This is a genomic window from Bradyrhizobium sp. USDA 3650, from assembly GCF_054057395.1.
Map to the genome: position 1 here is coordinate 231,335 of NZ_JBSRZG010000001.1, position 23,505 is coordinate 254,839.

At 64.6% G+C, this 23,505-nt stretch carries 21 protein-coding genes and 1 pseudogene; 5 read left to right on the forward strand and 17 right to left on the reverse strand.

The features are described 5' to 3' along the window. Window positions 1-3 precede the first annotated feature (3 nt). From ACVIN2_RS01105 to ACVIN2_RS01135, 7 genes are all read right to left on the reverse strand, one after another. Entirely contained in the window at window positions 4-945 is a 942-nt protein-coding gene (locus ACVIN2_RS01105; RefSeq protein WP_456764156.1) for a GAF domain-containing protein, read from the reverse strand. Between the two features lie 221 nt (window positions 946-1,166). Beyond that, window positions 1,167-1,601, reverse strand: a complete 435-nt coding sequence (locus ACVIN2_RS01110; RefSeq protein ID WP_456764157.1) for a hypothetical protein — start codon at window positions 1,599-1,601, stop codon at window positions 1,167-1,169. Between the two features lie 489 nt (window positions 1,602-2,090). Further along, on the reverse strand, window positions 2,091-2,792 hold the full coding sequence (lexA, locus tag ACVIN2_RS01115) for a transcriptional repressor LexA (protein WP_027567131.1): 702 nt from the start codon (window positions 2,790-2,792) through the stop codon (window positions 2,091-2,093). Between the two features lie 175 nt (window positions 2,793-2,967). Continuing rightward, window positions 2,968-4,179 (reverse strand): molybdopterin molybdotransferase MoeA, encoded by a 1,212-nt coding sequence (locus tag ACVIN2_RS01120; protein ID WP_456764158.1) that lies wholly within the window; start codon window positions 4,177-4,179, stop codon window positions 2,968-2,970. A gap of 226 nt (window positions 4,180-4,405) precedes the next feature. Beyond that, a complete protein-coding gene (locus tag ACVIN2_RS01125) occupies window positions 4,406-4,597 on the reverse strand; it encodes a hypothetical protein (protein WP_456764159.1) in 192 nt (63 codons plus the stop codon). A 168-nt stretch (window positions 4,598-4,765) separates the two neighbouring features. Further along, window positions 4,766-5,398, reverse strand: a complete 633-nt coding sequence (locus ACVIN2_RS01130; protein ID WP_456769623.1) for an HAD family hydrolase — start codon at window positions 5,396-5,398, stop codon at window positions 4,766-4,768. 8 nt (window positions 5,399-5,406) lie between these two features. Further along, the gene (locus ACVIN2_RS01135; RefSeq protein ID WP_456764160.1) at window positions 5,407-6,540 is read right to left on the reverse strand and encodes an alpha-hydroxy acid oxidase; all 1,134 of its coding nucleotides are present in this window, start codon (window positions 6,538-6,540) and stop codon (window positions 5,407-5,409) included. 302 nt (window positions 6,541-6,842) lie between these two features. Here ACVIN2_RS01135 and ACVIN2_RS01140 point away from each other — a divergent pair, with 302 nt between their 5' ends. After that, complete coding sequence (locus ACVIN2_RS01140; RefSeq protein ID WP_456764161.1) at window positions 6,843-8,180, forward strand: S41 family peptidase; 1,338 nt, start codon at window positions 6,843-6,845, stop codon at window positions 8,178-8,180. A 192-nt stretch (window positions 8,181-8,372) separates the two neighbouring features. Here ACVIN2_RS01140 and ACVIN2_RS01145 read toward each other — a convergent pair whose 3' ends face one another. The 3 genes from ACVIN2_RS01145 to ACVIN2_RS01155 form a co-directional block, all read right to left on the reverse strand. Then, entirely contained in the window at window positions 8,373-9,227 is an 855-nt protein-coding gene (locus ACVIN2_RS01145; RefSeq protein WP_456764162.1) for a DMT family transporter, read from the reverse strand. A gap of 83 nt (window positions 9,228-9,310) precedes the next feature. Further along, window positions 9,311-9,925 carry a TetR/AcrR family transcriptional regulator gene (locus ACVIN2_RS01150; RefSeq protein WP_456764163.1) on the reverse strand — a complete coding sequence of 205 codons (615 nt, stop codon included), beginning with the start codon at window positions 9,923-9,925 and terminating at the stop codon, window positions 9,311-9,313. Window positions 9,926-10,046: 121 nt separating this feature from the next. After that, window positions 10,047-12,779 carry a bifunctional diguanylate cyclase/phosphodiesterase gene (locus ACVIN2_RS01155; protein WP_456764164.1) on the reverse strand — a complete coding sequence of 911 codons (2,733 nt, stop codon included), beginning with the start codon at window positions 12,777-12,779 and terminating at the stop codon, window positions 10,047-10,049. A gap of 154 nt (window positions 12,780-12,933) precedes the next feature. Between ACVIN2_RS01155 and ACVIN2_RS01160 the strand changes: the two genes are divergently transcribed. After that, on the forward strand, window positions 12,934-13,035 hold the full coding sequence (locus ACVIN2_RS01160; RefSeq protein WP_456769624.1) for a Flp family type IVb pilin: 102 nt from the start codon (window positions 12,934-12,936) through the stop codon (window positions 13,033-13,035). 9 nt (window positions 13,036-13,044) lie between these two features. Here ACVIN2_RS01160 and moaC read toward each other — a convergent pair whose 3' ends face one another. The 4 genes and pseudogenes from moaC to ACVIN2_RS01180 all read right to left on the reverse strand — a co-directional run bounded on the left by moaC (window position 13,045) and on the right by ACVIN2_RS01180 (window position 17,310). After that, window positions 13,045-13,557, reverse strand: a complete 513-nt coding sequence (gene moaC, locus ACVIN2_RS01165) for a cyclic pyranopterin monophosphate synthase MoaC (protein ID WP_456764165.1) — start codon at window positions 13,555-13,557, stop codon at window positions 13,045-13,047. Then, the gene (gene trpC, locus ACVIN2_RS01170) at window positions 13,557-14,375 is read right to left on the reverse strand and encodes an indole-3-glycerol phosphate synthase TrpC (protein WP_456764166.1); all 819 of its coding nucleotides are present in this window, start codon (window positions 14,373-14,375) and stop codon (window positions 13,557-13,559) included. The genes moaC and trpC overlap by 1 nt, the downstream gene beginning before the upstream one ends. A 7-nt stretch (window positions 14,376-14,382) precedes the next feature. Further along, window positions 14,383-15,396, reverse strand: coding sequence for an anthranilate phosphoribosyltransferase (gene trpD / locus ACVIN2_RS01175; protein WP_456764167.1), 1,014 nt, complete (start codon window positions 15,394-15,396; stop codon window positions 14,383-14,385). A gap of 14 nt (window positions 15,397-15,410) precedes the next feature. Next, window positions 15,411-17,310: pseudogene (locus tag ACVIN2_RS01180) on the reverse strand (SurA N-terminal domain-containing protein). Window positions 17,311-17,532: 222 nt separating this feature from the next. Here ACVIN2_RS01180 and tpiA point away from each other — a divergent pair. The 3 genes from tpiA to ACVIN2_RS01195 all read left to right on the forward strand — a co-directional run bounded on the left by tpiA (window position 17,533) and on the right by ACVIN2_RS01195 (window position 20,614). Then, entirely contained in the window at window positions 17,533-18,288 is a 756-nt protein-coding gene (tpiA, locus tag ACVIN2_RS01185) for a triose-phosphate isomerase (protein ID WP_456764168.1), read from the forward strand. A gap of 141 nt (window positions 18,289-18,429) precedes the next feature. Further along, the gene (gene secG, locus ACVIN2_RS01190) at window positions 18,430-18,816 is read left to right on the forward strand and encodes a preprotein translocase subunit SecG (protein ID WP_007590603.1); all 387 of its coding nucleotides are present in this window, start codon (window positions 18,430-18,432) and stop codon (window positions 18,814-18,816) included. A 166-nt stretch (window positions 18,817-18,982) separates the two neighbouring features. Next, on the forward strand, window positions 18,983-20,614 hold the full coding sequence (locus ACVIN2_RS01195; RefSeq protein WP_456764169.1) for a CTP synthase: 1,632 nt from the start codon (window positions 18,983-18,985) through the stop codon (window positions 20,612-20,614). A 5-nt stretch (window positions 20,615-20,619) separates the two neighbouring features. Here the strand turns inward: ACVIN2_RS01195 and ACVIN2_RS01200 are convergent, their stop codons facing one another. The 3 genes from ACVIN2_RS01200 to ACVIN2_RS01210 form a co-directional block, all read right to left on the reverse strand. Continuing rightward, window positions 20,620-21,282: a class I SAM-dependent methyltransferase gene (locus ACVIN2_RS01200; RefSeq protein WP_456764170.1), complete on the reverse strand. Its 663-nt coding sequence runs from the start codon at window positions 21,280-21,282 to the stop codon at window positions 20,620-20,622. 103 nt (window positions 21,283-21,385) lie between these two features. Beyond that, window positions 21,386-22,762 (reverse strand): sensor histidine kinase, encoded by a 1,377-nt coding sequence (locus tag ACVIN2_RS01205; protein ID WP_456764171.1) that lies wholly within the window; start codon window positions 22,760-22,762, stop codon window positions 21,386-21,388. After that, entirely contained in the window at window positions 22,759-23,433 is a 675-nt protein-coding gene (locus ACVIN2_RS01210) for a response regulator transcription factor (protein ID WP_456764172.1), read from the reverse strand. Before ACVIN2_RS01210 ends, ACVIN2_RS01205 begins: the two co-directional genes overlap by 4 nt. Window positions 23,434-23,505: the final 72 nt, after the last annotated feature.

The following is a 23,505-nucleotide window of genomic DNA, read 5'->3' on the forward strand; positions in this document are numbered from 1 at the left end:
CGGTTACAAGTACCAGGCCAGTACGGCGTCGAGCCTGGAATTGCCGATGACCGGCAGGGCCACCATTCGGCTCAGTCCGGATGTGCAGGCTTCGTGACCGGCGACCGAGCCGTCATGCACCAGATCGTCGTTGAGCGCGGGCATGCCGGTGGCCCAGGCCCCGCCGATGCTGCCTTCGCCTCTGGCAATGGATTTATCCGCATAGAGCGCGGCAAGGTTGGTCTGCGCGCTGCAATCGCCGGCGCGGAACACCAGTGCCGAGCGGGTCTCGTTCGGGATCCAGATCTCGAAGCGTCGCGCAATCGGCGTGGCCTGCGCGGAGAGGAATGTCAGGACCCAGGTCTGGTCCGCGCCCGTCCGATAGGGCACGCCGACGCCGAAATTGATCCCGACCTTGGCCGCGTCCTCCCAGCGCAGAAAACTCCTGGCGTCGTGCAGGTCCTTTATGATCAGCGGCAGGCCCGCCTTCCAGGTGCGGCCAGGCAGGCCAAAGCCGCGAGGAAATCTGGTGTGGCGGGAGTTGAATTCAAACATGTCGGCGGTGCCGTAATAGCCGTCGACAAGCCCCATCTCGTGGGAGGCATCAGGGTCGTTGTGCCAGAGCTCGATCGCCCCGACATGCGCTTGGTCCTCGCCGCAGAACAGCACCATGACGGCTTGCAGGAATTCACCCGCAAACACCGGCACCGCGACGCCGCAGGTGAGGCCGGCCGCGAGCGCCTGATCGGTCCGTTTGAAATAGGAGTTGGCGAATTTGGTGAGGATCACGGGGCGGCCCGCGGCCCAGGCCTTGCCCGGAAGTCCCTCGTCATATCCGAAGTGCAGCTCTTCGCTGACGGCCTTGAACGCGGACAGCCCTTCGCCATAGAGACCGCCACCAAACTCCAGCCGCGTGCGCGTCCGATCGGGCACCCAGAGTTCAACGACGCGAAGGAAGGTTTTCATCGAGCGTGTCCGCCGTCTCAAGCCCTGACAGCATCGGTCATTTGGCTGCGAAGCGGACGTTCAAAATTCAGGCAGGGCGGCTCAAACTTCGTGCGGCGGAGAGGTGCGGGCTTGGTCCATCCGATTGGTTTTCGCGGACGCAAACCACGCCATCTCGCCGGCCACGGCCGGCGATGGCAATTCAATCCTGACCTCCGACCTCGTAGCCGGAGGCGGCTGTGTCAGCCGATCGGCAGGTGCCTGACGGTCGGCTGCCGGTCGGCGATAATCTGCGCCTTGTGCTCTCGCTCGGCGACCGACTGAGTTACCGGCAGCTGCAACACGGTCGCGCGCTGGCCTTCGACGAGCTGCGTCACCAGCACATATTTGCCGTCGGGGAATTCGATCGCGTCATGATGGCGGTCGGGAACGTGCGGGTCGATCTTGCCGAACTTGCCCACGCGGGAATTGATGGTGCGCGTCCAGATCCAGCGATTGTCGTAGCGAACGTCGTCGGCGAAGGCGAGCTCCGTTCCCGGCAGCAGGCAGACGGCAACGGACGGATCGGCTGCCGAGGCGAAGCCGCGCGTCGAGGTGCCGCGGAAGCTTGTCGTGACGATCGTCTCGCCGACTTCGGCGGGTCGCGACGCGACGGCATGCAGGCTGTAGTCACACATCGGGTGCTCCTCATGCTGGGATAGCAACCCGCGTCTCTTAATCGAGGCGCAGGCCTCTATCAGAGTTGAAGCATGAACGCTCTGCTTGGTTGTGGGCAAATCTGCGGCTGGTTTCCGCGAGCCGCGATCACATTATCTTTCCCGAGTTCAATAGGAACAAAGCGAGTTGCGATGCATTCGGGAGGCGCGTGCGCGAATATCGCCGGCTTGGCTGCGGCGGTCGAACTTGATCGCCGGATGGTGTTTCCTCGAACTCGAGCCGCGAAGCGGTGCCGTTTGAAGCGGTGCTGTTTCGTGGGCGTCGCGAGGAGCCAGCCGAAGGAGGGGCCGGATAGTCTGTGCAGAACCAGAACGACTATCCAGCCGGAGCGGACGATGATCCGCTCCAATCTGACCGGCGATGCCGGTAGGAAGCGCGCGAGGCGCCAAGCACCTCCCGTATGAAGTACTCCCGATACTAAGGACTCCCGGTATCAAGGACGCCCGGTATCAGTACTTCCGGTAAAGCCCGATCAGCTTGCCCTGAATCTTCACCCGGTTGGGCGGCAGGATGCGGACCTCATAAGCCGCGTTGGCGGGCTCGAGCGCGATCGAGGCGCCGCGGCGGCGGAAGCGCTTCAGCGTCGCTTCCTCGTCGTCGATCAGCGCCACCACGATGTCGCCGGTATCGGCGCTCTCGTTGCGCTGAATCAGCGCCATGTCGCCGTCAAGGATGCCGGCCTCGACCATGGAATCACCGCGCACTTCGAGCGCGTAATGCTCGCCCGAGCCGAGCATGTCAGGCGGTACGCTGATAGTATGGCTGCGGGTCTGCAACGCCTCGATCGGCGTGCCGGCCGCGATGCGGCCCATCACCGGCACCGCGACGGGACGTTCGCCGTCGTCCGCGGGCAGGCTGGAGCTCGCACGCACCTTGCCGAGATTGCCCTCGATGACGCTCGGCGTGAAGCCGCGGCGGCTGCCTGCGGCTGCCTGGAGCTCCGGCAGCTTGATGACTTCAATCGCACGGGCGCGGTTGGGCAGGCGTCGGATGAAGCCACGCTCCTCGAGCGCCGTGATCAGGCGATGGATGCCCGACTTCGAGCGCAGATCGAGCGCATCCTTCATCTCGTCAAAGGAGGGCGGCACGCCGCTTTCCTTCAGACGTTCACTGATGAACCGCAGAAGCTCGTATTGTTTGCGCGTTAACATCTCGACCAAAGTCCCCCGGTTGATGTCGTCCGATTCCGAGACGCAGAGTTCGGCAATAAGCCGCTACATACTCGAAACAAATCATGAACGGACACTATATGTTCGATACATGTTCCGCAACTGCTTAATTTACCGTGAACAGAGCAAAGTTCGCGGAACGCGCATTGCCGGACGCTCAGACGGGGAGCCGCAACACTTCGCAAGCCGTGCCGGCTTCGGCCTTCGGCGCGAACGGTGCGCGCACGAGAAGTACTTGTGCTGCAGCGAGATTCGCAAGCAGCGAAGAGTCCTGATGATTGACGGGAAGAACGACGCGCGTGCCGTCGTCACGCTCCTCCAGATGCGCGCGCAGATAGTCCTCGCGCTGGTCGTTGGCGCCGATTTCGCGGCCGAGCACGGCGCGTTCACGGCGATGGTGAATCACCGAACGGCCCGACAGGGCGCGAATCAGCGGCACCATGAACAGGAAAGCGCACACGTAGGACGACACGGGATTGCCCGGCAGGCCGATCACCCCCATTGCGCCGAGCCGCCCGTGCATCATCGGCTTGCCTGGCCGCATCGCGATCTTCCAGAACGCCAGTGCGATGCCTTCCTCCCTCAGTGCCTGCTGGACCAGATCGTGGTCGCCGACCGATGCGCCGCCGGTCGTGATCAGGATGTCGGCGCCGCTCTCGCGGGCGCGGCGGATGCCGGCGGTGGTCGCCTCCAGCGTGTCGGCGGCAATACCAAGGTCGATGGTCTCGGCGCCCTCGCTGCGGGCGAGCGCGTGCAGGGCGTAGCCGTTGGAGTAGACGATCTGGCCGTGGCCGGGCGTGGTGCCCGGCATCACCAGCTCGTCGCCGGTGGCGAGAATGGCGACCCTCGGACGCCTGAAAACGGCAAGGTGCGGATGGTTCATCCCGGCGGCGAGCGCGAGGTCGCGCTCGGTGAGACGACTTCCCTTGCGCAGGAGCACGTCGCCCTCGCGGAAATCGACGCCTGCGGCGCGGATGTGCCGACCGGCGATCGCGGCTTCCTTGATCGTGATGCGCTTGCCGGCGGCGACCGTATCCTCCTGGATCACGACGGCGTCCGCGCCACCGGGAACGACGCCGCCGGTGAAGATCCGCACGGCTTCGCCGGCGCCGACCGTCCCCGCGAACGGTCGGCCTGCCGCGACTTCGCCGATGACGGTGAGCTCCGAATCGATCGTCGCGGCATCGGCCGCGCGCACCGCGTAGCCGTCCATCGCCGACATCGCCTGCGGCGGCTGCGTGCGCCGCGCCGCGACGTCACGCGCGAGCACGCGATGGTAGGCCTCGTCGAGGGAGATCATTTCTTCCGGCAGCGGCTCTGCACCCGCCAGCACCGCGGCAAGCGCGTCAGAAACCGGCATCAAGGCCACGGCGAAAACTCCTGCTCGGCACGTTCGGGCGAATGTTCCGCAAATCTTCTAGCCGAGCGCGGGCGCAGAGGCAAAAACGGCTGAGCGCGCGCAGTCATCCCGCCGCTTCACATTGTTCCGGAAGGCAGGATCGCGCGCGTCGCGGCATGATCCGAAGAACCCGACAGATCGGCAGGAGAGTGGTCATGGAAGGGCGAGAACGACGAGCGCCCCGGGCCTGGATCGATCAGCTCCCTGGCTGCCCGGGAGTTACGTCGGGCGCCTTGGGCCCCTGATCCTTGTCGGGCAGCGGATCGGCCTGGGATTTCAGGTCGGCGGCCTTGCTCACGAGCTTGGCGGAAAGCTCCGAATCTGAGGTTGTCCTGGCGAATTCAAGAAGAAGAGAGGCCTGCTTGGTGAGGTAGGTCTTGCCCAGCACGATGATGCATCCGTTCGTAGAAGTCCCAACGGACTCTAAGAGTCCGGAAGGCGGTATTCCGTTCCGGGAACTCTGTATAAAAATGCACAAAGTGATTGGGTTCCTCAATTTTTCAAAATTGTTCCCGTTGGGCCGTGCCGCCAAGGGTTTCGCGACGACGCCTCGTCGTCAGATGCCCAATGCCTTTAATGCGTTCCCGACGTCACGCGGCGAGGTCACATGCACCGCTGTCAAGCCGCGCGCCCGCGCTCCCTCGATGTTTTCGGCAAGATCGTCGAAGAACACGATGCGCCCGGCGGGCACGCCGATTGCCGCAACGACGTGGTCGAAGGCCTGCGCATCCGGTTTGCGCAAGCCGATGCTGGACGACAAATACAGCTCGCGGAAATGGCCGAGGACGCCGGCATATTCCCTCGAGAAATGGTCCACGTGCGGCCGGTTGGTGTTGGAGAAAGCGTAGAGCGGCATCTGCTTCGCTGCGCGCGGCAGCAGCTCGGCGATGTCAGGCATTTCGCCGGCGAAGATCGCGTTCCAGCCTTCCAGGAACTGCGCGTCCGAAATGCCGATTCCAAGCGAGGCTCGCAATGAGGCGAAATAGTCCTCATCGCTGATCTTCCCCATCTCGTGCAGCCGATAGGCTTCGCTGTCCCGCACATAGCGCGCGACGATGGCTTCGGGCTTGCAGCCGGCATGTCCCGCCCAGCAGGCGATCGCCTTGGAGAAATCGATATCGAGCACCACGCGGCCGAGATCGAACAGAAGCGCATCCGCGCTGCCGGGAGAGAGCGATGTCACCTTAATCCTTTCACTCAGTATCGATACGGCTCGTGGTCGAACAGCGGAAACGCGCTGAACACACTCGGCGCATTGGTTGCGGTCGCCTGGTGCAGGCAGGATTTGTTGACCTCGGCGAACGAGGTCGCACCCAAGAGGCCGAGGCAGCGCAGCACTTCGTCCTCGAGCAGCTCCAGCATGCGGGCCACGCCGGCTTCGCCGGCCGCCGCCAGCGCCCAGCATTGCAGCCGGCCGATGCCGACGAGGTCGGCGCCCGCCGCGATCGCCTTGACGATGTCGGTGCCGCGACAAACGCCGCCATCGACCATGATCTTGGCGCGGCCGTTCACGGCGTCAACAATCTCGGGCAGCACATGCATGGCGCCGCGACCGTGATCGAGCTGACGGCCGCCATGGTTGGAGACGTAGATCCATTCGGCGCCGTGATCGATCGCGATCAGCGCGTCCTCTGGCGTCGCGATGCCCTTGAGGATCAGCGGGATCTTGAACTTTTCCTTGATCATCTTCACCGTCCGCCACTCCAGACCCTTCTGGTAATCGCCGCCGGTGGCACGCAGGCGGCTCTCGCGAACGTAGCGCTTGGCGATGTCACGTTCGCGACGGCTGTAATGAGCGGTATCGACGGTCAGGCAGAAGGCGGCATAGGCGTTCTTCTCGGCCCGGCTGACGACGTCGGCAACGAAGGCGTCGTCGCCGCGCACGTAGAGCTGGTAGAGGCGCAACGCGTCCGGCGCAGCTTCGGCGGTCTTTTCTAGGCCGGGCTCGGACACCGAACTGAGCATGTGCGCCGCACCGAAAGTGCCGCAGGCGCGTGCCACGCTCGCCGCACCATCCGGATCGAAGATCTCGAGCGCGCCGACGGGGGCGAGCACAACGGGCAGGCGCATCTTGCGGCCGAACTGCTCGACCGAGCCGGTGACCTTGCGGACATCGCGCAGCACGCGCGGGCGGAAGGCGATCTCGTCCAGTGCCATGCGGTTGCGACGCATCGTGGTCTCGGTCTCGGCCGCGCCGACGATATAATCCCAGGCATTCTGGTTGAGGTTGGAACGCGCTTTCCGGATGAATTCATGCAGATTCTGGAACGGCTCGGTGCTGGCGCCGAGCTCGACGTTCCTGTCCGGTTGGAGGCGGGGTGCTTCGTTCATTGTTATCCTCCCGAGAATTTGAAGCCTTCCCTCATCGCCTAACCCGTCCGGGGCGCCAAAACCATCCTAAAATGGCATGGCTGCGAGGCGTGGGCCGGCCGGCCGACCCCCGCTGCGCACGACCGGGTCCTGCAACGTTGCCGAAAGTTTAGGTCCGGAAGGGATTTTTACGGTGTACCCGCCGGCGTGGCATCCCGGCCTTGAAGAAACCAGAATGGTATTGTGAGAAGCAGGCTGGATCGCCATTTGCATGGCGGCTCTCCAGCCCCACCGAACCGCGAAGCAAAAAGGCCAGCCTATCCATGCGGAAAACCCTGCTGTTTCCACTGGGCGCGCTCACCGGAGCGTGTCTGACCCTTCTGGTAGCCAGTCCGCACGGCGGCGTATGGGCGGCACGGGCGGCAGCGAGCGCGGATGACGCCTATTCCAAGCTCAATTTGTTCGGCGAAGTGTTCGAGCGGGTGAAGGCGAGCTATGTCGAGAAGCCTGACAATGCCAAGCTGATCGAAGGCGCGATCACCGGCATGGTGACCTCGCTCGATCCGCACTCGCGCTACATGAACGACAAGGCCTGGACCGAGATGCAGGAGACCACCTCCGGCGAGTTCGGCGGGCTCGGCATCGAGGTCACGATGGAGGACGGCCTGGTCAAGGTCGTCTCGCCGATCGACGACACGCCGGCCTCCAAGGCCGGCATCATGTCGGGCGACCTGATCAGCAAGATCGACGGCGATGCCGTGCAGGGCATGACGCTCGAGCAGGCCGTCAACAAGATGAAGGGGCCGGTCGAGACCCAGACCAAGCTCACGATCGTGCGCAAGGGGGCCGACGCCCCGCTCGACGTCGCGATCAAGCGCGAGATCATCCATGTGCGCCCCGTGCGCTTCCACGTCGAGAACGGCGACATCGGCTATATCCGCGTCACCTCGTTCAACGAGCAGACCACCGACGGCCTGAAGAAGGCGATCGCATCGATCGCCAAGGACGTTCCGCCGGAGAAGCTGGTCGGCTACGTGATGGACCTGCGCAACAATCCGGGCGGACTGCTCGACCAGGCCGTGTCGGTGTCGAGCGCGTTCCTGCAGCGTGGCGAGGTCGTCTCGACCCGCGGCCGCAATCCGGAAGAGACCCAGCGCTTCACCGCGCATGGTGGCGACCTCACCAAGGGCAAGCCGCTGGTGGTTCTCGTCAACGGCGGCTCGGCCTCGGCCTCGGAGATCGTGGCCGGCGCGCTGCATGACCACAAGCGCGCGACGCTGATCGGCACGCGCTCGTTCGGCAAGGGCTCGGTGCAGACCATCATTCCGCTCGGCACCGGCAACGGCGCGCTGGCGCTGACCACGGCACGCTACTACACACCCTCGGGCCGCTCGATCCAGGCCCAGGGCATCGCGCCCGACATCGAGATCCTCCAGGACGTGCCGCCCGAGCTGAAGGGCCGGATGGACACCATGGCGGAGTCCCAGATGCGCGGCCATCTCCAGGCGGCCGATGGCACCGAGCAGACCGGATCGCAGTCCTATGTCCCGCCGGAAGCGAAAGACGACAAGGCCCTGCATACGGCCTACGACTTCCTGCACGGCCAGACCGCGAATGCGGTCGCCGCCAAGCCGGCGCCGAAGGCTGCGGTGCCGAACTAGGCCCTCGCGACGGTAAAGTATTGATCGCCCGGGAGCGGATAGCCGTTCCCGGGCGAATTCGTTTGGAGACGCGGTCTCACCTCAGGTTCGTGGCCGCAAAGGTGGCCTCAGCAGCCATCGCGCTCGTCCCAGCGCCGGGCGCGAAGTCGCAGCGATGCGACTTCAAGGTTCAGCTTGACCGAGCGCTCGGTCTTAACTGTGTCTCGGTCTTAACTGTGTCATGGCGACGCCGGAGATCGCGAGCAGCCCGCCGATCATCAACTTTGAAGTCATGTGTTCGCCAAGGAACATCACGCTCGACATCAAGGCGAACATCGGAAGCAGCAAACCGAAGGGCGCGACGCGGCCCATGGAGCAACGCCCGATCAGCCAGAACCACAGGCCAAACCCGACAATTCCCCCGATAAAAATCGTATAGGCGAGTGCCAGCCAACCACGTCCATCTGCCGTGACGAGGCTCGCGAGTTGTCCATGTTCAAGGAGCAGCGACATCAACATGACCTGCGGCACCGTGAGCAGCGAGGACCATCCCATCAACATCAGGGGGTCAAAAGGGCCGTAGCGTTTCGTCAGGACATTGGACACCGCGAATGCGAAGGCTGCCCCGACCACGAGCAGCAGTGGAAGCGCGTTTGCGGACGGGCCGGGCTCCGCCGCCAACACGACCACGCCGACGAATGCAAGCACCACCCCAGCGGAAGTGGTGAGAGACGGCCTCTCCGCGAGCAGCGGCCACGCCAGCAGGACGGTGAAGGGCGTGGCGAGTTGATAGACGACGGCCGACATGGTTCCCGAGCCGAGCCCAAGGCCGACATAGAAGAGGCCGAAGTTCAGCCCACCGAGGAAGATCGAAATAGCTGCGATGGGGCCGAACTGCTGACGCGCGGGCTTTTTGACGAAGGGAACGAGCAGGAGCGCGATGGCCAGGAAGCGCAGAGCGAGGAAGAAGAGGGGCGGAAACTCCGTCACCCCCACTTTGATGGCGACGAACTGGTAACCCCAGAGCAAGGGGACGGCCACCGCACAGACGATCTGGATGGCAGACATGGCATTCTTCCTTTCAAGACCGTTCGGTCTATATATTGGCGCGCCAACGGCGGATGCGGCCGAAACCTGATGAAACGGGTTGTCTACCTGATGAAGCGGTCGAGGAGAGCGTCAACGGTGGCTTGCGACGTGATCCGCGCCGGTGCCGTTTTGCCGACGACGCGCAGCCCCTCGACGAAACACACGAGAATCTTCGCGGCAGTTGAGGGCTCGACGGTATCGGCCAGCTTGCCCGCCGCCTTCGCACGGGACAGCGCATCAGCCACCCTGGCCTCCATGGCTTTGAAAAAGCTCGCGATGCGGCGATCAACTTCAGCGTCACGGCCAGCCAGCTCCATGGCCGTGGCCACCAGCAGGCATCCGCGCCGGCCATTGGCGCCGCTCGTTCGGTCGACGTAACCGGCAAGATAGGCCCGCAAGCCGTCGATCGGCTCTCGGCGGGGGTCGAGTTCGACATCCATCCGTGTCAGGGCATCGGCGACGTAGCGATCAAGCGCACGCAAGAACAGCGAGTGCTTGTCTCCGAAAGCGGCATAAAGGCTGCCACGCGAGAGCTTCGTTGCCCGGAGAAGGTCGGGTAGCGCCGTGGCGTGATAACCGCGCGACCAGAACACGCCCATCGCCTGCTCGACCGCAGCTTCCGCGTCGAAACTTCGGGGACGGCCACGAGGCAATTGCACAGGGGTTTGGCGGCGCATTGCCGATATATAGACCGAATGGTCTTTAATTCATAGGGGGCCTGCCATCGCCATTTGGCCGTCCGCCGACGTTTCTGCTTGGCCTCCCGAACCGACAATTGCGCCTGTGTGAGACCAGGCCCTAGCCCGCCTCGCGGCGGCGGCCTTCGTCGCCGCCGCGCTGGGCGAGACGGCTGCGATGAACTGCGAACAGCTCCAGCACCTTTTCGGCGGGCTTTGCGGCGCTGAACAGATAGCCCTGCATCTCGGAGCAGCCGAGTGCGCGCAACAACCGCTGCTGCTCCTCGGTCTCGACGCCCTCGGCGGTGGTGGTCATGCGGCGGGCGGCCGCGAGATTGACGACGGCCTGCACGATGCTGGCGGAGCCGTCGGGGCCGGCGATGTCGTTGACGAAGCAGCGGTCGATCTTGATCTTGTCGAACGGGAAGCGGTGCAGATAGCTCAGTGAGGAGTAACCGGTGCCGAAATCGTCGAGCGCGATGCGGACGCCGATGGCGCGGAGTTGATGCAGGATCGCAAGCGCCGTGTCGTCGTCGCGGATCAGCACCGCCTCGGTGATTTCGAGCTCGAGCCGGCTCGCCGGCAAATTGGAGGCGGCAAGCGCCGCCATGATCTTCAGCGCCAGCGTGCCGCTCTTGAACTGCACCGGCGAGACGTTGACGGCGAGGCGGATGTCGTCGGGCCAGTTCGCCGCGTCCCGGCAGGCGGTCGCCAGCACCCATTCGCCGATCTCGTTGATCAGGCCGGTGTCCTCGGCGATCGGAATGAACTCGGCCGGCGAGACCATGCCACGCTCGGGATGGCGCCAGCGCACCAGCGCCTCGCAGCCGGTGATGCGGTCGTCCTTCAGGCTGAGACAGGGCTGGTAACACACCTCGAGGCCGCCTTCGCGCCCGCCTTGGGCGATGGCGTGGCGCAGGTCGATCTCGAGCTGCCGCCGCTCGTGGATCTTGGCGTCCATCTCCGGCTCGAAAAAGCGGTAGGTGCGGCGCCCTGCGGCTTTGGCGGCGTACATCGCCATATCCGCGTTCTTCAGGATCTGGTCCAGCGCCGTTCCATGTTGCGGCGCCAGCGCGATGCCGATGCTGGCGTCGGTGGCAAGATGATGTCCCATGCAGTCGAACGGCGCGCGGATGGCTTCAAACACCCGCGCGACGAGCTCGTTGACCTGATCCAGCGATGTCACCGCGCTCTGGACGATGGCAAATTCGTCGCCGCCGAGGCGCGCCACGAAGTCCGCCGGCCCCGCACAGCGGTGGAGGCTCTGCGCGACCGACTTCAGGAGCTCGTCGCCGACGAGATGCCCGAGCGCGTCGTTGACGCCCTTGAACTCGTCGATGTCGATGTAGTGCACCGCGAGTTGTTCGCCCCCGGCGACCAGATTGAGCTCCTGGCGCAGATGCTCGTGGAACAGGGTACGGTTGGGCAGGTCGGTCAGCGCGTCGTAATGAGCGAGATGGCTGATGCGCTCCTCGATACGCCGGCGCTCCGTGATGTCCTCATGCGTCGCCACCCAGCCGCCGTCCGTGAGCGGTTCGTTGACGATCTGGATCGAGCGACCGTCGGAGGTCTCGACCACCATGGAATTGCGCACATGTATGTCGCGCAGGACCCGCGCGACATACTGGTCCACATCGCCGGTGAACGAGCCGGTGGCTCTGCGGTGCGCGATGATATCGTGAAAGCTGCAGCCGGGTCTCACGACTTCGGCCGACAGCCCGTACATCTCGATGTAGCGCTGATTGCAGACCACGAGCTGCTGCGAGGCGTCGAACAGCAGCAGGCCCTGGGTCATGTTGTTGACGGCGCGGTCGAGACGCTGCTTTTCCAGCGTCAGCCGTTCCCGCGAAAGACGATGCTGCTCCAGGAGCTTGCGAACGATCGCGATCAACACGCCCGCGATGGCGAGCGCCGAAGAGGCCGCGACCGAGATCAGGATGCCGATCTGCTCGCGCCAGTCCGTCAGGGCCGTCGCGCGCGTCGTGGTGGCCATCATCAGGATCGGGAAGTGAGGCAGGGCGTGTGAGGAAATCAGCCGATCCTCGCCGTCGACGGGGCTCATGAAGCGGCCGGTAAAATGGTCGAGCCCGAAAACCCTTTGATGCGCGAACGGACCATTCTTGAAATTCCGTCCCATCAATTCACTGGAATGGGGATAACGGGCGAGCATCGTGCCGTCCCGGTGCAGCATCGAGATCGTCGTGCCTTCGCCGAGCACGGCTGACTCGAAGAATTTTTCGAAATTTGCCGGTTCGATGCCGCGTCCGACCGCACCCATGAATTCGCCGTTCGGTCCGACGATCTTGCGCACGATCAGGATGGTCCAGGCGCCGGAGATGCGACTGTAAAGTGGTTCGATCAGGACGTCGGGAGCGTCGGGATCGTGCCGGAAGGTCTGGAAATAGGCGCGATCGGCAACGTTCACGTTCGGAGCCGGCCATGTCGTCGACGAATTGATCAGATTGCCTTCGGCATCGATGATATTGACGCCGCCTATGTAGGGCAGTGCCTCGATCTTCGAACGCAGCATCCGGTGGAGGTCCTGGCCGGAGAGGCGTTTGCGATAGTCCGCCGCACTGGTGATGCCGCTCGCGCGGACGTAGTCGACGAAATCTTTCTGGATGACCGCGAAATCCTGCAATTGCTGGTCGAAATGATGGGCCAGCATCAGCACGGTGTTTTCCAGCTCGCGGCCGGAGCTGCGCAGCGCACGTTCGCGGAAATTCTGTGCCATCAGCGTCGCGCCGACGGCGATCGCAGCGATCAGCAGCGTGCCGCCCACCACCAGCCAGCGGATCGGTCCGCTGCGCACGAAGGCCTGGTCAAAAAGGCGACTGCCGAATCCTGTCATCATGATCGATCGTTGTCGTGCACACGTCAGGGTCAATTCTTGGCCCCCGAAACATCCGTCGGTTTACGGGAACGGAGTGGAGGCGAAGTTAGCAAGCTGGGTTAATGCGCCGTGAACGGACGCTCACAAAAGCAATCAATATGCGGGCGAATACGGCCTGATCGCCGCCGGCATCGCGCTCGCGATCATCGCCGTGGTGAACGGCCTGGGCAGCAAGCTCAATTCAAAATTCGGGTCGATCAGCGCGTCGTTGAAGTAGCAGCGGCAATCAGACGCGGTAATGGCCAGACTTGCCGCCGAGCTTCTCGACCAGGTGGATGCCTTCGATGCGCACGCCGCGTTCCACGGCCTTGATCATGTCGTAGATGGTGAGACAGGCGACCGAGACGGCAGTGAGCGCTTCCATCTCGACGCCGGTCGGGCCCGTGACCTTCACGCTGGCGCGGACGAGGCAGCCCGGCAGCTTCGCGTCGGGCTCGATCTCGACCGTCACCTTCGACAGCGCGAGCGGATGGCAGAGCGGGATCAGCTCCGCGGTCCGCTTGGCGGCCATGATGCCGGCGATGCGGGCGGTGCCGAGCACGTCGCCCTTCTTGGCGTTGCCGGACACGATCAGGTCAAGCGTCGCCCTGGTCATGACGACGCGTCCTTCCGCGACCGCGAGCCGCTCGCTCGCGGGCTTGTCCGACACGTCAACCATCCGCGCCTCGCCGGAGGCGCCGATGTGGGTGAGGGCAGGGCCGGACTTGGTCGGTTTGGCCTTTGCGGGCTTGCGCGCCATCAGTTCGTGCCTGTGGCGCGCGCGGTCTCGCGCGCCAGCAGCGTACGGGTCGCAGCGGTTACGTCGGCTTGCCGCATCAGGCTCTCGCCGACCAGGAAAGTCGACATGCCGACGCGTTCGAGCCGGGCGAGATCGGCGGGCGTGAAGATGCCGCTCTCGCCGACCATCAGCCGGTCGCGGGGGATCAGCGGCGCCAATGTTTCGCTGGCCGCAAGCGTGGTTTCGAAGGTGCGCAGATTGCGATTGTTGACGCCGATCATCGGCGAGCGCAGCTTCAGCGCGCGGTCAAGCTCGGCGCGGTCATGGATCTCGATCAGCACGTCCATGCCATAGGTGATGGCGGCGTCCTCGAGCTCTTTTGCCGTGGCATCATCGAGCGCCGCCATGATGATCAGGATGCAGTCGGCGCCGTGCGCGCGGGCCTCCGCCACCTGATAAGTGTCGAACATGAAATCCTTGCGCAGCACCGGCAGTGACGTTGCGGCGCGTGCCGCCACCATGAAGTCGAGATGGCCCTGGAACGAGGGCGTGTCCGTCAGCACCGACAGGCAGGCAGCACCGCCGGCCTCATAGGCCCTTGCGAGCAGCGGCGGATCGAAATCGGCGCGGATCAGGCCCTTTGACGGCGAGGCTTTCTTGACCTCCGCGATCAGCGCGTAGTCGCCATTGGTGTGCTTGGCCTTGATGGCGCGCAGGAAGCCGCGCGGTGCTGCTTGCGCCTTGACCCTCGCTTCCACAGCCGACAGCGGCTGCGCGCGTTTGCCCGCCGCGATTTCCTCGCGCTTGTAGGCTTCGATCTTAGTCAAGATGTCCGACATGTCAGGCTCAGCCGTTCGAGACCGCGATCAAATGTTTCAGCCGCGCGCTCGCCGCGCCGCTGTCGAGTGATTTTGCGCCGATCACGACGCCTTCCTTGAGGTCCTTGGCTCGCCCCGCCACGACCAATGCGGCAGCGGCGTTGATCAGCGCGACGTCACGGTAGGGGCTCGGCTTGCCGTCGAGCACGCTCTGCAAGGCGATAGCGTTGGCGTCGGCGTCGCCGCCTTTGAGTGCACCGGCCTCGCAGCGCGGCAGGCCCGCGTCTTCCGGCGTCACCTCGAAATTCTGGATCTCGCCGTTGTGGAGCGCGGAGACGAAGGTCGGGCCGGTGAGGGTGATTTCGTCGAGGCCATCGGAACCGTGCACGACCCAGGCGGATTCAGAGCCGAGGTTCTTGAGCACTTGCGCCAGCGGCTGCACCCATTGCCGGGAGAACACGCCGACCATCTGCCGCTTCACGCCCGCCGGATTGGACAAGGGGCCGAGCAGGTTGAAGATCGTGCGTGTCGCAAGCTCCACCCGGGTCGGGCCGACGTTCTTCATGGCGGGGTGATGGGCGGGGGCGAACATGAAGCCGATGCCGCATTCGCGTATGCAGCGGCCGACCTGCTCCGGCCTCAGATCGATCTTCACCCCGAGCGAAGCCAGCACGTCGGCGGCGCCGGAGCGCGACGACAGTGCGCGGTTGCCGTGCTTGGCCACCGGCAGACCGGCGCCCGAAACGATGAAGGAGGCGCAGGTCGAGACATTGACCGAGCCGGAGCCGTCGCCGCCGGTGCCGACAATGTCGACGGCGTCCGCGGGCGCATCGACCGTGAGCATCTTGGAGCGCATTGCCGCGACCGCGCCGGTGATCTCGTCCACGGTCTCGCCGCGCACCCGCAGCGCCATCAGCAGGCCGCCCATTTGCGAGGGCGTGGCCTCGCCGGACATCACGGCGTCGAAGGCGGAAGCCGCTTCGTCACGCGACAGGCTGGCGCCGGTCGCCACTTTTCCAATGATCGATTTCAGGTCGTCCATCGCGTGCTTTCAACTCACTGGTTCGCGCCGGTCACCTGCGCGAAGGCGGCCTGATTAATGGTGGTCCCGATGTCGGTTTCGAGCTTGTTGACGTAGGAAGCGACCTGCTCCTCGGTCTGCGCGCGGTCGAGACTGTCCTTCAGCTTTTTGACCCCCTCGGAAGCGGCATCGACCGTGGGATCGACGATCTCGGTAACGCGGAACACGATCACCTCGGTGCCGCCGGTCACTGCCGTCTGCCCGACGCCATCCTTGGCGACACGGAAGGCGGCCGACACGACGGCTGCGGGCACGCTGGCGGGCGAGTCGTCGCGCTTGAAGCCGGTGGCGGTCTCGACCTTGGCACCGATCGCGGCTGCTTCGTCGGCGAGCTTGCCGCCAGATTCGAGCTTCTGCACCATCTCGGTCGCCTTGGCCTTCAGCTTGGTCGCGATCTGGTCCTGGCGCCAGCGCGCCTCGACCTGGTCGCGGACCTCGTCGAGATTGCGGTCGCGCGAGGGCGTGATGGCAAGCACGTCGTACCAGACATAGCCGCCCTTGAAAGAGATCGAGTCGTTGTCGACGCCCACATCGGTGTTGAAGGCCTGCGACACCACGTCGAGGCCCTGCGGAATGCCGGAGACCGGCTGGCCGCTCGGGGCGCGGCCGGAGCGGTCGACGGCGTCGATGGTCACGGCGGTGAGGCCGAGCTTCTGTGCCGCATCGATCACGCTGGCACCGCCGCCGCGCTCGTCTTCCATCTTGTCGCGAAGATCGGCGACCTTGACCCCGCGCGCGCTCGGTGGCGATTTCGCGCTTGATGTCGGCGGCAACGCTCGCATAGTTCGCCTCAGTGCCCGGCTCGATCTTTTCGACCTTCACGATCGACGTGCCGAGACGGCCCTGGATCGGCTGGCTGATTTCACCGGCGGGAAGCGCGAAAACGGCATCTCCAACTGCGGGATCGAGCGAGGATTTGGTCACGAGCCCGAGATCGACGTCGGACGCGCTCAGTCCGCGCTCCTTGCCGAGGTCCTCGAACGAGGTCCCGCTGGTGAGCCGCTCGCGTGCGGTCTGCGCCTCGGCGGCATTGGGAAATACGATCTGTTGGATCTGGCGCTTCTCCGGCGTGCCGAGCCGGTCCTTGCGCTGGTCGAACGCCTTCTTGGCATCCTCGTCCGACACCTCGCTCCACTTCCCGATCTCTTCCGGCGAGACCACGACAAATGCGATCTTGCGATATTCGGGCGCGCGGAACTGGACCTTGTGATCCTCGAAATAGGCGGCGAGCGCCTCGGGCGATGGCGCGTCGATGGTGCCTGCCTGGGCTGCGTCGAGCCTGACGAATTCAATGGCACGCTGCTCGTTCTGGAAGCGCGTCAGCACGTCGAGCATCGCCTTCGGCGGCTCGAGGCCGGCACCGATCGTGCCGGTGATCTGCCGACGCAGCGAGACCTTGCGCTGCTCCGAGACGTAGCGCTGCTCGGTATAGCCGAAGTTGCGGATCACGGACTGGAAGCGGTTCGAATCGAAGTTGCCGCCGACGCCCTTGAAGTTCGGGTCGTTCATGATGAGCTGGCGGATCTGGTCGTCGGACTGGCCCAGCCCGAGCCGGCGCGCCTCTTCGTCGAGGGCGGCTTCCGCGATCGTCTGCTGCAGCACCTGACGGTCGAGACCGAAGGCGCGCGCTTGCTCAGGTGACAGCGGCCGGCCGAACTGGCGACTGATCTGCTGGAGGCGATCGGTATAAATCTGACGGAACTCGTTCAACGAAATCTCGGTGCCGCCGATCTTGGCCACGGTGGATTGCCCGAAGCCCTTGAAGATGTCGGCAATGCCCCAAACGCCGAAGCTGATGATCAGCACGCCCATCACAACGGCCATAATGGTCTTGCCGAGCCAGTTTGATGAGGCCTTGCGCATTCCTCGAAGCATTTGGTCCAACTTGTTTGGCAGGAGGGGAACGGGAGCGCGTCTTAATGCAGATTCCGCAAAAGCGCGTCACCAAATTGATCAATCATCATAAAGTGGTGGCTTTCCCCCCGCAACCTCGGGTCTAGCGGGCTTTCGGTCCCTGCGGTTAAAAGCCCCTGGTCTCTGGAACTGCCACGGGACCTCTGCTAGCGCATGCGCAAACCAAATTTGCTGGAATTTGACATGACCGATGCCATCCGCCCCCTGATCGCCGGCAACTGGAAAATGAACGGCCTGAAGGCCTCGACTGCCGAATTCGACGCCATGCTCAATGGTGCGGCAGAGGTGGCCGGCAAAGCCGATTTGCTGGTTTGCCCGCCAGCGACCTTGATCGCAGCCTTTGCCGAGAAAGCGCGCGGCAAGACGGTCGCGGTGGGGGCCCAGGATTGCCACCCCAAGGCCTCCGGCGCTCATACCGGCGATATTGCCGCCGAAATGCTGGCGGATTCGGGTGCGACCGCGATCATCGTCGGCCATTCCGAGCGCCGCGCCGACCATGGCGAGGGTGATGCTCTGATCCGGCAGAAGGCCGAGGCCGCCTGGCGCGCCGGGGTGACGGCGATCGTCTGCATCGGCGAGACGCAAGCGCAGCGCGATGCGGGCCAGACCCTGGATATCCTGCGCGGCCAGCTCAACGGTTCGCTGCCGGATGGCTCGACCGCCGCAAATCTGGTCGTGGCCTATGAGCCGGTCTGGGCAATCGGCACCGGCCTGACCCCGACGTCTGGGGATGTCGAGCAGATTCATGGCTTTATCCGGGAATTCCTGACCTCCAGGTTCAAGGCCGACGGCGCCGGGATGCGCATCCTCTATGGCGGCTCGGTCAAGCCCTCGAACGCGGCCGAGCTGATGGCCGTGAAGAACGTCAATGGAGCGCTGGTCGGCGGGGCCAGCCTGAAGGCGGTCGATTTCCTTGCGATTGCGCAGGGCTGTCCCTAGCTAACTTCAAACCTTAGGACCCGGCCGATCGGGGGTGGCAATGACCCGTCTGATCGTGTAACACCGCGCAACTTCAGGAAAACCCCGCGAAGCACGATTGGCCGCCGTCTCGGCGCTGTCGGCTTGTGACGGAAGGACACTATGCAGACCGTTGTCATCGTCATTCACCTCATGATCGTCACCGTCATGATCGGCGCCGTCCTGCTCCAGAAGTCGGAAGGCGGCGGCTTGGGCATGGGAGGTGGCGCAGGTTTCATGTCGAGCCGCGGCACCGCGAACCTTCTGACGCGGACCACCGCGATCCTGGCCGTCGGCTTCTTCCTCACCAGCTTGTTCCTGTCCTGGTATGCCGGCTACGACCGCAAGCCGTCGTCGATCATCGGCGCACCGGCGTCGCAGACCCAGCCGGCCGGTGGCGGACCGATCGCGCCACCGACTTCGGGTGGCATCCTGGATTCGCTGAAGAAGGCCGACGAGCAGCAGCAGGCTCCGGCACCGAGCGGCCCGCAGGTACCTCGTTCGCAATAAAGCAGGGGGGCCATGCAGGGCGGCTTCTACCGTCCTGCATCAACAATCCCCATCAAGGCTCTGTCACCACTCTTAGTTCTGGCTCACCCACAGCCCCGCAAAATGTTTGGGGCGGAATACGAATCGCTTTGGCGAATCGAATTCGAGGGATTAGAGGTTAAGCCCCATGGCGCGGTACATATTCATCACCGGCGGCGTGGTTTCTTCGCTCGGCAAGGGTCTGGCTTCAGCGGCACTTGGTGCCCTGTTGCAAGCCCGGGGCTACAAGGTCCGCCTCCGCAAGCTCGACCCCTATCTCAACCTCGATCCCGGAACGATGTCGCCGTATCAGCACGGCGAAGTGTTCGTGACCGATGACGGCGCGGAGACCGACCTCGATCTCGGTCACTATGAGCGCTTCACCGGACGGCCTGCGACCAAGGCCGACAACATCACGACCGGGCGCATCTATCAGGACATCATCTCCAAGGAGCGGCGCGGCGACTATCTCGGCGCCACCATCCAGGTGGTTCCGCATGTCACCAACGCCATCAAGGATTTCGTTCTCGACGGCAACGACGATTATGACTTCGTGCTGGTCGAGATCGGCGGCACCGTCGGCGACATCGAAGGCCTGCCGTTCTTCGAGGCGATCCGCCAGCTCAAGAACGAGCTGCCGCGCGATCACGCCATCTACATTCATCTGACGCTGCTGCCTTACATCCCGAGCGCCGGTGAGCTGAAGACAAAGCCGACGCAGCACTCCGTCAAGGAGCTGCGCTCGATCGGCATCCAGCCGGACATCCTGCTCTGCCGTACCGATCGCGAAATCCCCAAGGAGGAACGGCGCAAGCTCGGGCTATTCTGTAACGTGCGCGAGAGCGCCGTCATCGAGGCGCGCGACGCCGACAGCATCTACGCTGTCCCTCAGGCTTACCATGCCGCAGGCCTCGACGACGAAGTGCTTGCCGCCTTCGGCATCGGCTCGCGGATTCCGCCTGAGCTGCAGAGCTGGCAGCAGATCAACGAGCGCATCCGCAACCCCGAGGGCAACGTCACCATCGCCATCGTCGGCAAATATACCGGCATGAAGGATGCGTATAAGTCGCTGATCGAGGCGCTCTCGCATGGCGGCATCGCCAACAAGGTGAAGGTCAATCTCGACTGGATCGAAAGCGAGATCTTCGAGAAGGAAGATCCCGCGCCGTTCCTCGAGCACGTCAACGGCATTCTGGTGCCCGGCGGCTTCGGCCAGCGCGGCGCCGAAGGCAAGATCCGCGCGGCGCAGTTCGCGCGCGAGCGCGACGTGCCGTATTTCGGCATCTGCTTCGGCATGCAGATGGCGGTGATCGAGGCTGCTCGGAATCTCGTCGGGATCGAGGAGGCCAATTCCACCGAGTTCGGCCCGACCAAGGAGCCCTTGGTCGGCCTTATGACGGAATGGCTGCGCGGCAACGAGCTCGAGAAGCGTACCAACGCCGGCGATCTCGGCGGCACGATGCGCTTGGGTGCCTATCCCGCGGCGCTCAATCGCGGCAGCCGTGTCTCGGAGGTCTATGGCGGCGCGACCGAGATTTCCGAGCGCCACCGCCATCGCTACGAGGTCAACACCGCCTACAAGGATCGCCTCGAGCAGCACGGGCTGAAATTCTCCGGCCTGTCGCCTGATGGCGTGCTGCCGGAGATCGTCGAGTACGAGGATCACCCCTGGTTCATCGGCGTCCAGTTCCATCCCGAACTGAAGTCGCGTCCCTTCGAGCCGCATCCGCTGTTCGCGTCGTTCATTCGTGCGGCGATGGTGCAGAGCCGACTAGTGTAATCGGCTCAGGGCGTGGCGGTGCAGTCAATTGCAAGATGCATCGGCTCCGGCGCGGCCGGCATTGACGTATCAGGCGCAAGCGATCCCGTAACCAGCTTCATCTGCGGCCGTCGCGTTAGCTTGTAGACGGCGGCCGGCGGCACGTTCAGCAGGGCACGATCCACAAGCTTTGCGCGCAAGCCCAGCCGGTCGAGCACGGGCCGCGCGATCGGGCAACTCATGCCGTAGGTGAACTGGTAGAAGGCGCCGCCGGGGCGGACGTGACTGAACGCGCCACCGACGATTGAGACGACCTTGCGCGTCGACATGTTGAGCAGCGGCAGGCCGCTCACGACCGCGCCGACGGGCGCGCCCTCGTAGAGGCGTTCCGCTGCCAGCCGCCCCGCATCCATCCACAAGACGCGCGCGTTGGGAAAACGCATCTGGAGCAGTTTCATGAAGTCGGAGCCGTATTCGACAAGCGTGAGGTCCTGCTGACGCACGCCGCGTTTGAGCAGCTTGTAGGTGAACGCGCCGGTGCCGGGGCCGAGCTCCAGAACAGGCCCGGTCGATGCGGTGATCTCGCGGGTGATGAGATCGGCCAGCGCCGCGCCTGACGGCGCGATCGCGCCGACGCGGCGCGGGGCTGACATCCATGACAGGAAGAACGAGAGGAAATCGTTGGGCATGCGCACTCCGGCATCTTGGTTGCGCCTCGCAGGTCAGAGGCGAGGCGGCCGAACAATCGCTTGAGTGCATTGCGACAGCATTGCGTGCCGCATGCCGATTGCGTCAATTCTCCCGGACGGGCGGCAGTGAAATCCTGAAGCACGCGCCGCCGATCGCTCCGTCCGCGACCGAGATGTGGCCGCCATGCAGGAGCACGATCTCGCGTACCATGTTGAGGCCGAGGCCGGCACCGCGATCGAGCGGTGTCAGCCGGTAGAACGGCTCGAATATCTGTTCGCGCTGATCGGCCGGAATGCCGGCGCCTTCGTCCGTAACCTCGATGCTCGCGGGCCTGCTGATACGAATGCCGATGGTGCCGCGGCGAGGGCCGTGCTGGATCGCGTTCTGCACGAGATTGGTCAGCGCGCGCTCCAGCGCCGCCGCATCGCCGATCGTTTCGACCGGCGTAGCGGGGGCGTCGAGCGCCAGCTCGTAGCCGGCGGCAATGGCCAGCGGCGCGAGATCTGCGGCCGCGCTTTGCGCGATTGCAACGAGGTCGACGCGCGTGAAGGGCTGGCCGCAGCGGTCGAGCCGCTGAATGTCCAGCAATTGCTCGGCAAGCGTTGCCAGCCGTGCGGAATCCTCCAGCAACCGGGTCTTGTCCGGCCCCGCCGGAAGCGACTCCAGTCGTGTGTTCAGGATTGCGATCGGCGTACGCAACTCGTGTGCGGCATCGGCGACGAAGCGCTTGTGGCGGGCATAGCCCTGGTCGAGCCGCGCCAGCGCGTCGTTGACCGCGGTCACGAGCGGCACGACCTCCAGCGGAATCCGGTCCAGCGACAGCCGCGCGCCGCGTTGATGGATGTCGATGCGCCGCGCCTGGTCCGCCGTCGCATCGAGCGCCTCGAAGGCACGCCGCACGATCATCGGCGTTGCGATGAAGGTCGCCGTTCCCATGAGGAGCAGGCCCGGCAGGGCGATGCCGAGCAATGCAAGCGACGTCATGAACAACGCCTTGGCGCCGGTGAGCCTGCCTTGCGTCGCCGTGATGATCTGTACATTACCGGCGTCGGTGTCGACCCGCTTCAGCCGCGCCGGGGGCTTGCGCGGATCGTCCTCGAACAGCTGCCAACCGAGCCGGGCCTGGCCGATCTGGTCGAGGCCGCTGCCGATGGCGGCGAATTCGGCCGGCACGGCGCCTTCGCTGAGCGAATGTCCCTGCCTGTCGCGGACCAGGAACCAGAGATCGGGGGTCTCGCTGCGCAATTGTTTCAGTTCGGTCATCGGCCGCAGGACCAGGTCGCCTTGCGCGTCGCGTCCGAGCGCGCGCTGGACGATATCGATCACGCGATCTTCGTCGCGCCCGGCGATCACGAACCCCGACGCGCTCAATGCCCCGACGACGACGGCAACGAGCGCCGTGAGCAGCACCGCCTGGAGCGACAGCAGGCGCCAGCTCAGCCGCGAGCGCAGACAATAGGGATCATGGTGCTTGCTCATGGCAGCTTCTTCAAGAGATAGCCGACGCCGCGAATGCCATGGATCTCCACGCGCGCATCGGCTTCCGAGAGTTTGCGGCGCAGGCGCGACACGTGCGTATCGAGCGCATTCGACTGGATCTCGTCGTCGAAACTGTAGACGGCTTCTTCCAGTGCCGAGCGCAGCACGGTTCGGCCCATGCGGCGGACCAGGGCTTCCAGCACAAGGAGCTCGCGTCGCGGCAGCTCGAGCGGAGCCCCGTCGATGCTTGCCTCGCGATGGCCGAAATCGAAAGCGAGGCGGCCGGCGTGCATGATGTCGGGATGCAGCCCGGCGGGCCGGCGCAGCACGGCGCGCAGCCGCGCCAGCAATTCCTCCACCGCGAACGGTTTCGCCAGATAATCATCCGCTCCGCAGTCGAGCCCGGCGACCCGGTCGGCGAGTTCGCCGCGCGCCGTCAACACGATGATCGGCACGCCGTCGGCGCGCGCCCGCAGTTTCGGGATCAGGGTGAGACCGTCGCCATCGGGAAGTTGGCGATCGAGCAGGACTGCGGCGTGGACGTCGGCAGAAATGGCCTCTTCCGCCTCGGCGAGCGTTGGGGCGTGGTCGACCACCATGTCGTAGCGCTTCAGCGCCGACGCCAGCGCGTCGGCCATTTCGGCCTCGTCCTCGACGAGCAAAATTCGCATGATCCGCACCTCAACCTCAATCGCGCCAATCTAGCGGGCGTATCATTGCGGCAGCATTGCGGGAACCGGCTC

Coding starts and splice junctions, on each gene's coding strand:
- moaC (WP_456764165.1), bottom strand. CDS start 13,557: ATGGCGCGCAAGCCCGCAAAGGCCAAACCGACCAAGTCCGGCCCTGCC.
- trpC (WP_456764166.1), bottom strand. CDS start 14,375: ATGTCGGACATCTTGACTAAGATCGAAGCCTACAAGCGCGAGGAAATC.
- trpD (WP_456764167.1), bottom strand. CDS start 15,396: ATGGACGACCTGAAATCGATCATTGGAAAAGTGGCGACCGGCGCCAGC.
- ACVIN2_RS01150 (WP_456764163.1), bottom strand. CDS start 9,925: ATGCGCCGCCAAACCCCTGTGCAATTGCCTCGTGGCCGTCCCCGAAGT.
- lexA (WP_027567131.1), bottom strand. CDS start 2,792: ATGTTAACGCGCAAACAATACGAGCTTCTGCGGTTCATCAGTGAACGT.
- ACVIN2_RS01200 (WP_456764170.1), bottom strand. CDS start 21,282: ATGCCCAACGATTTCCTCTCGTTCTTCCTGTCATGGATGTCAGCCCCG.
- tpiA (WP_456764168.1), top strand. CDS start 17,533: ATGACCGATGCCATCCGCCCCCTGATCGCCGGCAACTGGAAAATGAAC.
- secG (WP_007590603.1), top strand. CDS start 18,430: ATGCAGACCGTTGTCATCGTCATTCACCTCATGATCGTCACCGTCATG.
- ACVIN2_RS01210 (WP_456764172.1), bottom strand. CDS start 23,433: ATGCGAATTTTGCTCGTCGAGGACGAGGCCGAAATGGCCGACGCGCTG.
- ACVIN2_RS01145 (WP_456764162.1), bottom strand. CDS start 9,227: ATGTCTGCCATCCAGATCGTCTGTGCGGTGGCCGTCCCCTTGCTCTGG.
- ACVIN2_RS01105 (WP_456764156.1), bottom strand. CDS start 945: ATGAAAACCTTCCTTCGCGTCGTTGAACTCTGGGTGCCCGATCGGACG.
- ACVIN2_RS01205 (WP_456764171.1), bottom strand. CDS start 22,762: ATGAGCAAGCACCATGATCCCTATTGTCTGCGCTCGCGGCTGAGCTGG.
- ACVIN2_RS01110 (WP_456764157.1), bottom strand. CDS start 1,601: ATGTGTGACTACAGCCTGCATGCCGTCGCGTCGCGACCCGCCGAAGTC.
- ACVIN2_RS01135 (WP_456764160.1), bottom strand. CDS start 6,540: ATGAACGAAGCACCCCGCCTCCAACCGGACAGGAACGTCGAGCTCGGC.
- ACVIN2_RS01140 (WP_456764161.1), top strand. CDS start 6,843: ATGCGGAAAACCCTGCTGTTTCCACTGGGCGCGCTCACCGGAGCGTGT.
- ACVIN2_RS01195 (WP_456764169.1), top strand. CDS start 18,983: ATGGCGCGGTACATATTCATCACCGGCGGCGTGGTTTCTTCGCTCGGC.
- ACVIN2_RS01155 (WP_456764164.1), bottom strand. CDS start 12,779: ATGATGACAGGATTCGGCAGTCGCCTTTTTGACCAGGCCTTCGTGCGC.